Source organism: Schnuerera sp. (assembly GCF_035459645.1).
In the GTDB taxonomy this organism is placed as follows: domain Bacteria; phylum Bacillota; class Clostridia; order Tissierellales; family Tepidimicrobiaceae; genus Schnuerera.
Genome location: NZ_DATHXO010000249.1, coordinates 1 through 13,303, shown reverse-complemented (window position 1 = coordinate 13,303; position 13,303 = coordinate 1). Strand labels below are relative to the sequence as shown.

The following is a 13,303-nucleotide window of genomic DNA, read 5'->3' as shown; positions in this document are numbered from 1 at the left end:
AAGGGAACCCAGAGGAAATTCAAAATGACCAAAGAGTAATAGAAGCGTATTTGGGGGTGGAGTGATGCTCAAGGTATCTAATCTACATGTAAAATATGGAGGGATTAATGCTCTTAGAGGAATTAATATATCCATAGAAGAAAATCAAATAGTCACCCTCATTGGTGCCAATGGAGCAGGGAAATCTTCTACTTTGAGGGCTATTATGGGGCTGGTAGAAAAGACAGAAGGAAAAATTGAATACAATGGAGAAGATTTAACTGATTTCCATACAAAAGATATAGTTAAGAAGGGAATAGTACTAGTTCCAGAAGGGAGAAGAGTATTTGCCAATTTAACAGTAGAAGAAAATTTAATACTAGGTGCTTATACCAGAACAGACCTACATGGTATAAAAGAAGATATGAACAAAGTTTACGATATGTTTCCAAGATTAAAGGAAAGAAGTTGGCAAAAATCAGGAACTTTATCTGGAGGAGAGCAACAGATGTTAGCTGTTGGAAGGGCTTTGATGGTAAGACCAAAGGTGTTAATGATGGATGAACCTTCCTTAGGGTTAGCTCCTCTTCTTGTTAGGGATATATTTGAAATAATAAGGATGCTACATCAACAAGGAAATACTATATTGTTAGTAGAACAAAATGCTAAAAAGGCATTAGAAGTAGCGGATTATGCTTATGTATTAGAAACAGGAGAACTTGTTTTAGAGGGATTAGGTAAAGAACTTCTAGAAGATGAAAAGGTCAAGGAAGCATATTTAGGAGAAGCTAAATAAGTTTGATATAAAAGAGATGGCTTAATAGTCATCTTTTTTATTTTATAAAATATTTTTCAATAGGCATTTATACCTATTTATGGTATTGTAACCATATTGTAATGTAGGTGTAATACTTTAGTAAATTCTGTTTAATATACTATAATAAGATGAAGATATTCCTAAAGATATAAAAAGAGGAGTGATTTTAGTGAAAAGATTCATTAGTTTAGTGTTGGTGGCGGTGCTAGTTTTGGCTGTGACAGTCCCCGTACTAGCAGAGAAAAAAGGTAAGCCAAAAACACCAAATTCAAATAAACCAGTAACTAGAGAAGAATTTAACTCATCATTGTCTTCTTTATTAGAAGAATTTGGATATTCTTGGGAACCTGTTAAGGGAAAGAAGAATATTACTAGAGAAGATATGGTAATAATTCTAGGAGAATTACTAATTGATGAAGATATTATTGATGAAAACTTAATTGATCTACCTTTTAAAGATATAAAAAATATGAACAAAAATACTAAAGAAAAATTAAAAGCTTTATATAATGAGAACATTATGGAAGGTAAGACAAAGCATACATTTAACTTAAATAGTAAAGTAACCTATGGAGAATTGAAAAAGGTCTTAGAAAGAGTTAGAAAGGTATTAGAGTGGGAAAAAGATAAATGTGATAGAAATACCATACCATTTAAAGTAAAGGATATTGTAGATAGTAGAAAAGGTACAGAAGGAATAGTTGTAAAGAAAGATGAGGATAAAATAATCGTATCCATCACTAAAAAATTTGGTACACCTGGGTATGATATGGATATAAATAGAATAAGTAGAGTAGGTAATAGATATGAAATAGATTTATCTATTATTTCACCAGATAAAGATGCTATTCTACCTCAAGTAATAACTTATTTAACAGCTAATATAGAGATAGATGAAAAATATTTAGAAAAAACTCCTTATAGGTTTTATATAGAAGAAAGAATAAAAGAAAAAGAGATTAAAAAAGAGATACCTTTCAAGCAATTGAAAATAGAAGATAGTTATAATGGAAAGGAAGGAATAGTTGTAAAAGAAGAAAAGGGAAAAATATTTTTAGCCATTACAAAAAGATTTTCTACACCAGGATATGCTATGGCTGTGGAAAAAATTATATATAAAGATGGAGAGTATAAGGTTCATCTAATAGTTGTTCCTCCAAAGAAAAACGCTATTTTACCACAGGTAATAAAATACAGGACAATTAATTTAGAAATAGATAAAGATGATATAGGAAAACCCCCTTATGATTTTGTATGGCAGGTTCTACCTATAAAATTGTAACTATAATGTAACCAAATAAAAGGATAAAAAGGATATAATTAAATCAATAATGTAAATCTTTTTCGTTATTGATTAGAGGGGGGATAGGATGAAAAAAAGGGTTTTGTTTATTATCATTTTTGCTCTTTTTATATCATCAACTGCTTTTGCATCAACAGAAATGGAGCAAAAATTAGGGAATCATTGGTCTAAAGATGAAATCCAAAAAGATTTCTTGCTTTATTATTTTCCTTATTTAGCTAAGGAAAATTTTAATAGACTAAATCCTAATGACCCATTTTATGAAGATGAATTCCTTTTATCCTTTTCATCTTTGTTAAAAGATAAGGGTTATACTAGAGCAGAAATAGGTTGGAAGATGAAAATGACTAGAATTGAAATGGCAGAAATTTTAGGAGAAAAATTATTAGAAATAAAAGCTATAGAATCTAGTAATGAGAAAACTCCTTTTTCTGACATAGAAGATGTTTCTGAGGGAAAGAAAAAAGCCCTAGCAGATTTATTTAATGCAGGTTTAATCAATGGTCAATCGGAAACTATATTCAATCCTTATGCTCATGCTACTCAAGCTGAAGTTATAGTACTATTGCAGAGAATTGATGTTTTTTTAGACCAAGTAGATAAGCAGGAGGATGTAGATAATGGAGAAAAAGAGAAGCCAAAAGATTTAAAAGAACCAGAAGATCTTGAAGAACAAGAAGAACCTGAAGTTACTAACATACCTTTTACATTATCAGGAATTGTTCAATCTTATTCAGGAGCGGAGGGTATAACTTCAAATATAAAAGATAATAAACTATATGTAACAATAACTAAGTACTTTCCAACTTCTGGATATTCTATGGGAATAGATAAAATCCTCAAAGAAGATGATGAATACAAAGTTTACTTAGAAATTACTCCCCCAAGTAAAAATAGTGAACATTTAACTGTTATAACATATAAAACTATAACCATAGAAATAGATAGAAAATATTTAGATAGTCCCCCATACAATTTTGTATGGGGTAATTTTTTTATATTATTAAATTATATATAATATGATATAATGTAATAATATAAAAATGAATGGGATATTGATGAAAAAGTAGCTAATATGAACTAAGAGGCTTAGAAAAGGAGAATATATATGACCAAGACAGAAAAAGTAGCCCAATCAGCAGCAATGATTGCAATTTTCACTTTGATAAGCAAGTTTTTAGGGTTTATAAGGGAAGTTTTAATTGCATCAAAATATGGTTCAGGCTATGAGACAGATACTTATTTTGTTGCTATGACTGCCACAACAATTTTAATGACAACAATAGGAGCTTCCTTGAATACAACTTTGATTCCAATATTTACAGAAATAGAAGGGGGAAGAGGAAGGCAAGGCAAACTAAAGTATTTAAACAATATATTGAACATGGTGTTTTTTACCACAATAATACTAGCTTTATTAGGGTTTTTTTTATCACCTTTAGTAATTAAGATATTAGCTAAAGGTTTTACTGGAGAACAATTTGATTTGGCAGTAAAGTTAAACAGAATAGGTTTACCTATAGTAATTTTTTTAGGCTTTACATATGTTTTTTCTGGATATCTTCATAGTAGTGAAATATTTGGACCTCCAGCTATTATGGGGCTCCCTTATAATTTTGTATTTCTATTCTTTTTATTATTCTTAGCAGATAAAGGAAGAATAGAAGGACTTATGTTAGCTAGTGTAGTAGCAGCTTCCACCCAGTTTTTAATACAGGTACCTGCTATCAAACATCAAGGTTATAGATATAAAATAGATATTGATTTAAAAGAGCCTTATTTAAAGAAAGCATTGGTTTTAGTTTTGCCAGTTATGTTAGGGTCAGCAGTACAGCAGATAAATACTGTGGTAGATAGGACCTTAGCATCTAGTTTAATGGAAGGGAGTATTTCAGCTCTAACTTATGCATCTAGGTTAAGGGATTTAATAATTTCTGTATTTATTATGGCTATTACTACTGTAGTTTTTCCAATGTTATCTAAGGCTTTTTCCCAACAAGATAACCTGCAAGTTAAAAGGATAATGGGGCAAGGGATTAATATAATACTTATAATTACAGTACCTGCTACTGTAGGAATATTGATATTAGCAGAACCTATGGTAAGAATATTCTTCCAAAGAGGTGCTTTTGATTCTGTTGCTACTAATATGACTTCTCAAGGTCTTATATTTTATTCATTAGGATTAATAGGGGCTTCTTTGAGACTTATGTTGAACAGAGTATTTTATTCATTTCAAGACACAAAAACCCCTATGATAAATGGGGTTATAGCAGTAGGGATGAATATTATATTGAATTTAATTTTAGTTAAGTTTATGGGTCATGCAGGATTAGCTTTAGCTACAAGTATATCCGCAACATTTACAACATTTTTATTATTTTTAAGTTTAAGGAAAAGAATAGGTACTATTGGGCTTAAAAGGTATATAAAATGTTTTTTAAAAACTTTGTTTGCATCTTTAATAATGGGAGTAGCAGTGTATTACATATATTTTGGATTAACAGATAAATTAATAGATTCAGCAATAGGAGAGCTTTTAGTATTACTATTATCCATAGGTGTAGGAGCATTGCTTTACTTCATAGTATGTTCTATATTAAGGGTAAAGGAAATTAGAATATTGATTAAAAGATTAGTCAATAAATAAGACAGAGAATTTTTTTCTCTGTCTTATTTTGTGATAGTTTTCAATTTTTCTGCCTCTTTTTCTGACACCATATAAGCATTTACCGTTTTATCATCATAGCTTTTGACTTTCTTTATGGCTTCTTCTTTTGCCATTGGATCAGAAAATCTTACATCAACTACCACTACAAATTTTTTCCCCATAAATATCTCCCTTCTCCCTTTTATAATTATTATGTCCAAAAAAGGAGGATAATATGCCATATTCCAATAAACTATATTTGTTTGTTAAAACTATATTAGGGTACCATAATAATTACTATGATATCTTAATTTTTTATGGAGGACAAACCAATGAAAGATGTATTAAAATCTGCTAGATTTATTATAATAGTTGGAATATTAAGTAGGATATTAACTTTTACTAAGGAAGCATTAATAGCTTCTCAAATAGGTTGCTGTTTTGAAACGGATGCTTATTTTACTGCTTTTGTAGCTGCTACTTTATTGGCTGAAATAATTGGAGAAGGGATTAGTACTGGAATGGTGCCTATATTATTAAAAATAGAAGAGAAGGAGGGAAGTTGGAGAAAAGTGGATTATGTGAATAATCTACTCCATATTGTAATTTCCCTTTCCATATTATTAATGATATTAGGTTGGTTTCTATCTCCTATAGTGGTCAAGATTTTAGCCAGAGGATTTGTAGGTGAAGAATTTCAAACTACAGTAAACCTTATGAAAATAGGATTACCTATTATTATTTTCATAATAGTAAGAGCAGTGTTTATTGCATATCTACAAAGTTTTCATGCATTTAAAGCGGGAGCTAAGTCTTGGATTTATTATAATATGGTATATTTAATATTTCTTATATTTTTAAATAGATATGGAGTTTATGGATTGATGGCAGCAGGAGTTCTAGCTTCGGCAGTACAATTATATTCGGTAATACCTGCTTCCATAAATTATGGATATAGATATGAAAGGATTTTCGATCTTAATAATGTTTATATTAAAGAGTTCGGGATAATGTTAATGCCTATAATTATTGGTATTTCTATAAATAGGGTCAATGTAGTAGTGGATAAGTCTATTGCTTCTACATTATCTACAGGTTCTATTTCTTGGTTGAATTATGCTAATGATATTATTCAATTAGTTTTAGGGCTTTTTATAACTGCAATAGTAACTGTGCTCTTTCCTAAAATATCCCAGGAGTTTAATAGGGAAGATATTGAGTCTGTAAAATCTACAATGGCAAAAGGAACAAAGATATTGCTTTCCATAGTTTTGCCAGTAACTGTAATATTGATGACATTATCTCAGCCTATAGTAAAGTTATTATTTGAAAGGGGAGAGTTTGGACCAACTGCAACTTTATTTACATCACAAGCCTTAATATATTATGCTTTAGGTCTTGGGAGTATGGCTATGGTTTTAATACTTACAAAGGTACATTATGCAATGCATGACTCAATAACTCCAATGATAGCTGCAGTTATTGGAGTAATTTCAAATCTAGTATTAAATATAGTATTGTCTAAATACATGGGAGTAAAAGGGTTAGCTTTAGCTACGAGTATTTCCACAACTTTAGTCACAGTGTTGTTGATAAAAGACTTAAATAATAGGATAAAAGTGATAGATATACACAGGAATATGAAAGGTTTGTTGAGACTAGTATTGTCTTCAGTTATTATGGGGATTGTGATATTGTTACTTTATGATAAAATAAAAGATTTTAATGGATTAGAAGATATAGTAAAGGTGATAATACCCATATTTGCAGGATTAATGGTATATATAGGCATGGTTTATAAGTCAATAATAAATCAGGGAGCATAGTCCCTGATTTATTATTGATAAAATACATGTCCACCAATTCTTGATACATAAGATTTATTTTGTACAATCCAAGTACCTGCTGCTTTATTTGGGTTAAAAAAGTAAGTTGAATTCCCAACAGGTCTCATACCATTTAGAGCATCTTTTGCAGCATTTATACTTTCCTGTGATGGAGTGTTGTAAATCGTGCCGTCAGCAACAGGACTGAATTGAGGAATACTTCCATAGTATTCGAATATTACGTTATATATAGTGTTTGGAAAGCTTTTGGAATTAACCCTATTTAAAATTACATTTCCAACAGCCACCTTACCTTCATATGGTTCTCCTCCAGCTTCTGCTTCGATTATTCGAGCTAACCAGTGGACATCATCAGAATTATAATTTCTTATGCTTGTCCCTCCTCTTGAAGCTGTTGGATAACCATATAAGGTTCTTTGAGTTTCTGGTCCTGTAATACCATCAATTCTTATTCTATGGTCTATTTGAAAATTAATAACTGCTCTTTCTGTTATTTTTCCATATATTCCATCTATATAGAAATGATAGTAACCTTTGTTGCTTAATATTTTTTGAAGTCTCAAAACATCTTGTCCACGATGACCAAATTGCAATGTCCTAGAATATTCATTAGCTAAGACTGGTGTAGTTAACAATATTAACAACAACAAAACCAATAAAATATGTGCAATTTTTTTATTTTTCATTTTTATGCACTCCTTCCTAAATTTTGCTGACGAAGTTAGCTTTCGTATTGGGTCAGCCCCCCTGCGTTGGTTCCCTCGTACCTAAAATTTAGGATACAGTCCCTGCATTGATTTACAACAAAGTTATTATATAGGAATAAATATATTATGTAAACAACTTAGAGACAAATACCAGAAATTAGTGATTTATTAAAAACAAAAGAGTTAGGGTTAACCCTAACTCTTTTGTTTTACTTATATAATTCGACATTGTAACCTTTTTCTTGTAAATGATGAATTATTGTATTTTCCTCTACAAAATGCCCTGCTCCTACTACTAAAAAGTAGGTCCCTTTTTCTTCAGATTCCAAAATTTTTATAATTTTTTCTGTCATAGCTTTATCTCTTTGCCCAAATAACATATTAGAAAATTCATCTTCAGTTTCTTGATTTTCTCCTTTATAGCTATTAGCAAATCCGTCTATATCACCATTTTTCCATTGGCTTAACCATTCCTTCAATAGATAAGTGGAATCAATAGATTCTTCAGCTGGTGGATTTAAAATACTGTCTAGTACTATGCTTAAATAATTTTCTTGGAACTCATGGGACAATCCATCAAATAAGTCTGCTTGATATCTTATACCTTCTAGTTCAATAATTGGTTTTTGCTTTAACATAGCCTTTGAAAGAAAGTACATATCAATTCCTAAATTGGCTGCTTCTGACCCTTGTTCAAGATTTTGGGAATCTGTTGAGGATAAAACAGATAGATTGTTTGCTAAACTCCAAGGTTTAAATTGAAGAAATTGTTCCTGGGGGAGATTATATATTTCTAATACTTTTATTACTTTTTGGTAGGTTTCTTCACTTATATTGTCTTTCAATGTAGCTCCATCTTGATAGGTAGCTTTTTCCATAAAATAATCCAGACCACCTTCTTGTTCAAAAAGATTAGCCTCTACAATCAAAGCATCTGATTCGTTGAAAGATTGACGAAGATTTTGACTTATAGGATATAGCTCACTATTACCTATGTGAATAGAACCTAAAAAATAGATAATATTACCATTATGTTCTACTTTCCAAGCAAATCCTTTTGAACCTGCATCTAGCAAATTATAAGTATCTTCAATCAATCTAGCAGCTAAAATAACTGCCTGTTCTGTAGTACATACCTTATCTAATTCTAATCCTTTATTTGTTCCTTTTAGAATATTTCGTTCTTGCATATAATCGATAGGTGATTTTTCAGCAGGTATATTGTATTGAGCTAAAATATTATATAGTCTAATTATTACATCTTCTCTAGTTTTATCGCCTTTATGAGGAATTGGGGTAAACTTATCATCTTTTTCTAACTCTAATGTTTTTATTTTTTTAGCAGTATCTGTTAATAGGGTCTCTAATTTTTCTTCTGAAATACTTTCTGTGAAACCATCATAATACCATTCCATTGGATAGATTCCGTATCTTTCCCCTTCATTTAAATCCTCTACTGCCCATGAGCTAATATCAGGTAGGGATATCCCTTGTGCCCAAGTAGGTATAACTGATGTTATCATCATTGCTACAATCAATAATAGAGTTAATATACTATTTCGTATAGCTTTGTTTAATTTTTTATTCATACTACCACTCCTTAGAATATTTTATATAGAACCTTAGTTTAATTATTCTTTATTGGATGTTAAAAGTCAATGATAATGTTATATTAAAGAGAAATTTATCTTTATAGAATAATATATGAGTTAAAAATGTATAATAAAATTGACCAATAGTCATTTTGGTGTTATAATGATATTTATACAAAATGACCGTTAGTCAATTATACTTTCGTAATATAAGGAGATGATATTTTTGATATCAAAAATAGAAAAAAATAAAAAAATAAAAGAAAAATCCCTTTATACAGCAGCTTATGATTTATTTACTACCAAGGGAATAAATGAAACAGCCATTAGCGACATAGTTAAGAAAGCTGGAGTAGCTAAAGGAACATTTTATCTTTATTTTAAAGATAAGTATGACATACTGGATAAAATAATCCTTAATAAAAGTTGTCATGTACTAGGCGAAGCCATAAGACAAACAAAACTTAATAGTTTTAACAAATTTGAAGATGAGTTGTTATATTTTATAGATTATATTATCGAATATTTTAAAAAAGATAAACTTATGTTGAAGTTAATATATAAGAATCTTTCTTGGGGAATATTTAAAAAAGCCTATAAGGATTATGAAGAGATACATGAAATATATGGACTTTTTGAAAGGGGGTACGAGGATTCTTCTTTATCAAAAGAGGATATTGATAAAACATTGTTCATGATTATAGAATTAACAGGTTCTGTATGTTACAGTTCCATAATATTAAATGAACCCACTGGTATAGATGATATGAAGCCTATCCTTTTCAAAACTATAAAGAAAATTATTTAGGAGATGATTACATGAATAAATTTGGACAATTTGTGGCAAAGCATAGAAAAATGGTTTTAATAATTGCTACATTATTGTTGTTGCCATCTATTTATGGGATGGCGTCAACAAAGATTAATTACGATATTTTAACTTATTTGCCAAAGGATTTAGAATCGGTAAAGGGACAAGAAATACTAAATGAAGTATTTAATAGTTCTGCTACTGGGATGTTGATAATTGAAAATATGGAAGCAAAAGATGTGGTAAAGGTAAAGGAAAGGATATCTAAAATAGAAGGGGTAGAAAATATAACATGGATAGATGACTTTCTAGATATTAGCATACCTAAAGATATGTTACCAAATGAATTGAAGGAAATGTTCTATAGGGAAAATTCCACTCTGCTGATGATTAAGTTTACTCATGAGTCATCATCACCGATAACAGAGCAGGCCATAGTGGATATAAGAAATATATTGGATAAACAATCCTTTTTAAGTGGGATGGCAGCAGTATTAAAGGATACAGTAGATTTGGCTGATGAGCAAACCCCTATTTATGTAACATTAGCAGTAGTTTTAGCTACAGTAGTTTTGATGCTAACCTTGGAGTCTACCATAGTTCCGTTTATAATTTTAATAAGTATAGGATATGCCATATTATATAATTTTGGAACCAATATATTCTTTGGAGAGATATCCTATATAACTCAATCTTTAGCAGCAGTATTACAACTAGGGGTTACCTTGGATTATTCTATATTTTTACTTCATAGATATGAAGAAGAGAGTAAAATTTGTGAGGACAATAACGAAGCTATGGGAAAGGCTATAGCTAAAACAGCTTCATCTATTGTAGGGAGTTCTTTGACAACTATAGCTGGGTTTTTAGCAATAGCTTTTATGGAATTGACCATAGGTAAAGATATAGGGTTAGTAATGGCTAAAGGAGTAGTCTTTGGAGTTGTTTCAGTATTAACTATATTACCAGCATTAATACTTGTATTCCATAAGGCTATAGATAGGTTCAATCACGGAACTATATTACCTGAGTTTGGGGGATTAGCAAAGCTGGTTACTAAACATTATAAAGTATTTATACTGATTGGAATATTAATATTTTTACCAGCTTTTTATGGACAGAGAAATAATGAAGTATATTATAACTTAGATGAGTCATTACCAGATGATATGGAATCCATAGTAGCTTTTAGAAAATTAAAAGATGAATATAATATGATGACTACTCATATGGTACTTTTGTCAAAGGATGTAGATAATTATGAAATAGAAGAGATGATTAATGGAATTGAAAAAGTAGATGGAGTTGAGAATGTATTGTCCTATCAGAAGTTAATAGGAGCAAGGATACCAGAGAATTTTATTCCAGATAGTATAAAGGATAGGTTTGAACAAGGAGATTATAAGCAAATATTAATAAATTCAAAATATAAAGCAGCAACAGATGAGGAAAATACACAAATAGAAAAAATAGAGAAAATTGTTAAAAGTTATGATGAAACTGGAATAGTTACAGGAGAAGGAGTTCTTACAAAGGATTTAATAGATATAGCTGATAAGGATTTTAAAAGAGTAAACACTATTTCCTTTGCAGCAGTTTTTTCAATAATCCTTATTGTATTTACTTCTGTTTCCATACCAATGTTTTTAATACTTTTGATAATGTTAGCAATATTTATCAATATGAGTATTCCTTATTATTTAGGTAGTTCAATACCATTCATAGCAGGTATAGTAATTGGTTCAATCCAGTTGGGAGCAACGGTGGATTATGCCATATTATTGACTACTAGGTTTAGGGAAGAGATAAGGAATGGTTATGAAAAATTTGAAGCTATGGAAATTACAGTTAGAGAATCTGCAAAGTCTATAATTACTAGTGGTTTAGCGTTTTTTGGTTCTACTGTTGGAGTGGCCATAATATCTGATATGGAATTGATAAAGAGTTTAAGTACTATGATAGCAAGGGGAGCATTGATAAGCACAATGGTAATATTATTTATACTGCCAGGAGTATTAACAGCTAGTGAAGGTTTTATTAGTATGACATCTAAAAATTGGGAAAAAAGTATAAAAGAAAAAGTTGAGAAAGGAAGGATTTCATATGAAAACAGATAAGATAATTGCTAGAGTATTGATTATAGTAATGACTTTAACTATTTTATCTTCAAATGTTGTAATGGCAGAAGGTAAAGTTTTTAAGGAAGAAACTGTATATGTAAATTTAAATAATAAAGGCGAAGAATTAGGGAAAATATCTAGTATTTGGATCCATTCTGATACTCCTTTAGAAACTGTGGAAGATAAAAGCGAATTAAAAGATATAATAAATATCAAAGGTGATGAAGTACCAATTATAGAAGATGGAAAATTAATATGGGAAACAGATAAAAAGGATATATATTATCAAGGGAAAGCAGATAAATCATTACCTATACAACCTGAAATTAAGTATTACCTAGATGGTAAGAAAGTAGATGTAGAGGATATAGTTGGAGAAACAGGAGATATAAAGATTACTATAGATATTAACAATAAAGATATACGTAATGGAGTATATACTCCATATATGGTGGCTACTGTAGTAAATTTACCTGGAGGAAGAGCCTTAGCTGAAACTTTGAATGAGGCGTTAAAAGAACAAAAAACAGCTTTAGAAGGAATTAAGAATTCAAGTGATGAATTGGTATTAGCTTTAACACAACTGGAAGAAGGGCTAATAGAAGCAGAAGAAGCTTCAGTAGAATTGTCCCAAGGAATTGAAAATATAAATGTTGGACAACAGAAAATTAATAGTGGGTTAAACGAGTTAGCTACAGGAACTAAAGGATTGAAAGTTGTTTCCAAGCAATTAATAGAAGGGAGTTCAGCATTACAAGAGGGGGCAAATAACCTAAATGAAAATGCTTTAATTGCAAAAGAAGGAACAACTCAATTTATAGAAGGTTCTAAAGGATTGGCTAAAGGTACTGAAGATTTAACTAATGGATTGAGAGAATTAAACAAAGGAGCAGGTAATTTACATGATGGTATATCTGAACTGTCAAAAGGAACTGATGAATTAGTTCAAGGTGGAGAAAAATTAAAAGAAGGAAGCCATAAATTAACTGAAGGAGCCAAAGAATTAAATGAAGGTATGCATCAGTTCCACCAAGAAGGAATAAAGAAGATGGATGATGAGTTAGGGGGCAGTGATTTAAATATAACCGATATAATAGAAAACAAAGATAAACTAGTAAAAATATCTAAATCCAATACGAGTTTTACAGGTATAGGTGAAGATATGGATGGAAGCCTTAAATTCATCATGAAAACGGAAGGAATAAAGGGAGAAGAAAAACAAGAAAAAGTTGAAATAGAACCAGAGCAGACCGCCCTGCCGATGATTTTTCTCTCGAATGAATCATCCAGGTTAAAGGTGGTCTCTGCCGACCCCAGAAACAGGTAGCCATGCGGATTGAGCTGCCGGCGAATCCGTTGCAGGATACTCTTTTTGGTCTCCTGGTCGAAATAGATCAGCACATTGCGCAGAAAAATAATGTCCATCTTCGCCAGCATCGGCCAGGGCTCGGAGAGATTCATCTTGCGAAAGTCGAGC

At 30.6% G+C, this 13,303-nt stretch carries 12 protein-coding genes and 1 pseudogene; 9 read left to right on the top strand and 4 right to left on the bottom strand.

The window, feature by feature from the left end:
* The first annotated feature begins 17 nt into the window (after nucleotides 1-17).
* The 5 genes from VK998_RS13030 to murJ (VK998_RS05875) all read left to right on the top strand — a co-directional run bounded on the left by VK998_RS13030 (nucleotide 18) and on the right by murJ (VK998_RS05875) (nucleotide 4,749).
* Nucleotides 18-65, top strand: coding sequence for an ABC transporter ATP-binding protein C-terminal domain-containing protein (locus VK998_RS13030; protein ID WP_414713569.1), 48 nt, complete (start codon nucleotides 18-20; stop codon nucleotides 63-65).
* The gene (locus VK998_RS05890) at nucleotides 65-775 is read left to right on the top strand and encodes an ABC transporter ATP-binding protein (protein ID WP_325226518.1); all 711 of its coding nucleotides are present in this window, start codon (nucleotides 65-67) and stop codon (nucleotides 773-775) included. The genes VK998_RS13030 and VK998_RS05890 overlap by 1 nt, the downstream gene beginning before the upstream one ends.
* Before the next feature lie 190 nt (nucleotides 776-965).
* Nucleotides 966-2,078 carry an S-layer homology domain-containing protein gene (locus VK998_RS05885; protein WP_325226517.1) on the top strand — a complete coding sequence of 371 codons (1,113 nt, stop codon included), beginning with the start codon at nucleotides 966-968 and terminating at the stop codon, nucleotides 2,076-2,078.
* Between the two features lie 88 nt (nucleotides 2,079-2,166).
* Nucleotides 2,167-3,117: a protease complex subunit PrcB family protein gene (locus VK998_RS05880; protein WP_325226514.1), complete on the top strand. Its 951-nt coding sequence runs from the start codon at nucleotides 2,167-2,169 to the stop codon at nucleotides 3,115-3,117.
* Nucleotides 3,118-3,207: 90 nt separating this feature from the next.
* Entirely contained in the window at nucleotides 3,208-4,749 is a 1,542-nt protein-coding gene (murJ, locus tag VK998_RS05875; RefSeq protein WP_325226512.1) for a murein biosynthesis integral membrane protein MurJ, read from the top strand.
* A gap of 23 nt (nucleotides 4,750-4,772) precedes the next feature.
* Here the strand turns inward: murJ (VK998_RS05875) and VK998_RS05870 are convergent, their stop codons facing one another.
* The gene (locus VK998_RS05870) at nucleotides 4,773-4,931 is read right to left on the bottom strand and encodes a hypothetical protein (protein ID WP_325226510.1); all 159 of its coding nucleotides are present in this window, start codon (nucleotides 4,929-4,931) and stop codon (nucleotides 4,773-4,775) included.
* A gap of 150 nt (nucleotides 4,932-5,081) precedes the next feature.
* Here VK998_RS05870 and murJ (VK998_RS05865) point away from each other — a divergent pair, with 150 nt between their 5' ends.
* Complete coding sequence (murJ, locus tag VK998_RS05865; RefSeq protein WP_325226508.1) at nucleotides 5,082-6,575, top strand: murein biosynthesis integral membrane protein MurJ; 1,494 nt, start codon at nucleotides 5,082-5,084, stop codon at nucleotides 6,573-6,575.
* A gap of 11 nt (nucleotides 6,576-6,586) precedes the next feature.
* On the opposite strand, the gene VK998_RS05860 is transcribed toward murJ (VK998_RS05865), so the two are convergent.
* Nucleotides 6,587-7,282 (bottom strand): cell wall hydrolase, encoded by a 696-nt coding sequence (locus VK998_RS05860; protein WP_325226506.1) that lies wholly within the window; start codon nucleotides 7,280-7,282, stop codon nucleotides 6,587-6,589.
* A gap of 230 nt (nucleotides 7,283-7,512) precedes the next feature.
* Nucleotides 7,513-8,892, bottom strand: a complete 1,380-nt coding sequence (locus VK998_RS05855) for a TraB/GumN family protein (protein ID WP_325226504.1) — start codon at nucleotides 8,890-8,892, stop codon at nucleotides 7,513-7,515.
* A 229-nt stretch (nucleotides 8,893-9,121) separates the two neighbouring features.
* Between VK998_RS05855 and VK998_RS05850 the strand changes: the two genes are divergently transcribed.
* From VK998_RS05850 to VK998_RS05840, 3 genes are read left to right on the top strand one after another with little or no spacing between them, the layout of a single operon-like run.
* Nucleotides 9,122-9,703, top strand: coding sequence for a TetR/AcrR family transcriptional regulator (locus tag VK998_RS05850; RefSeq protein WP_325226502.1), 582 nt, complete (start codon nucleotides 9,122-9,124; stop codon nucleotides 9,701-9,703).
* A gap of 11 nt (nucleotides 9,704-9,714) precedes the next feature.
* Nucleotides 9,715-11,823 carry an efflux RND transporter permease subunit gene (locus tag VK998_RS05845; RefSeq protein ID WP_325226500.1) on the top strand — a complete coding sequence of 703 codons (2,109 nt, stop codon included), beginning with the start codon at nucleotides 9,715-9,717 and terminating at the stop codon, nucleotides 11,821-11,823.
* The gene (locus VK998_RS05840) at nucleotides 11,810-13,153 is read left to right on the top strand and encodes a hypothetical protein (RefSeq protein ID WP_325226499.1); all 1,344 of its coding nucleotides are present in this window, start codon (nucleotides 11,810-11,812) and stop codon (nucleotides 13,151-13,153) included. Before VK998_RS05845 ends, VK998_RS05840 begins: the two co-directional genes overlap by 14 nt.
* Nucleotides 13,154-13,158: 5 nt before the next feature.
* Here VK998_RS05840 and VK998_RS13025 read toward each other — a convergent pair.
* Nucleotides 13,159-13,251 (bottom strand): annotated as a pseudogene (locus tag VK998_RS13025) (CheR family methyltransferase); the annotation flags it as partial.
* Nucleotides 13,252-13,303: the final 52 nt, after the last annotated feature.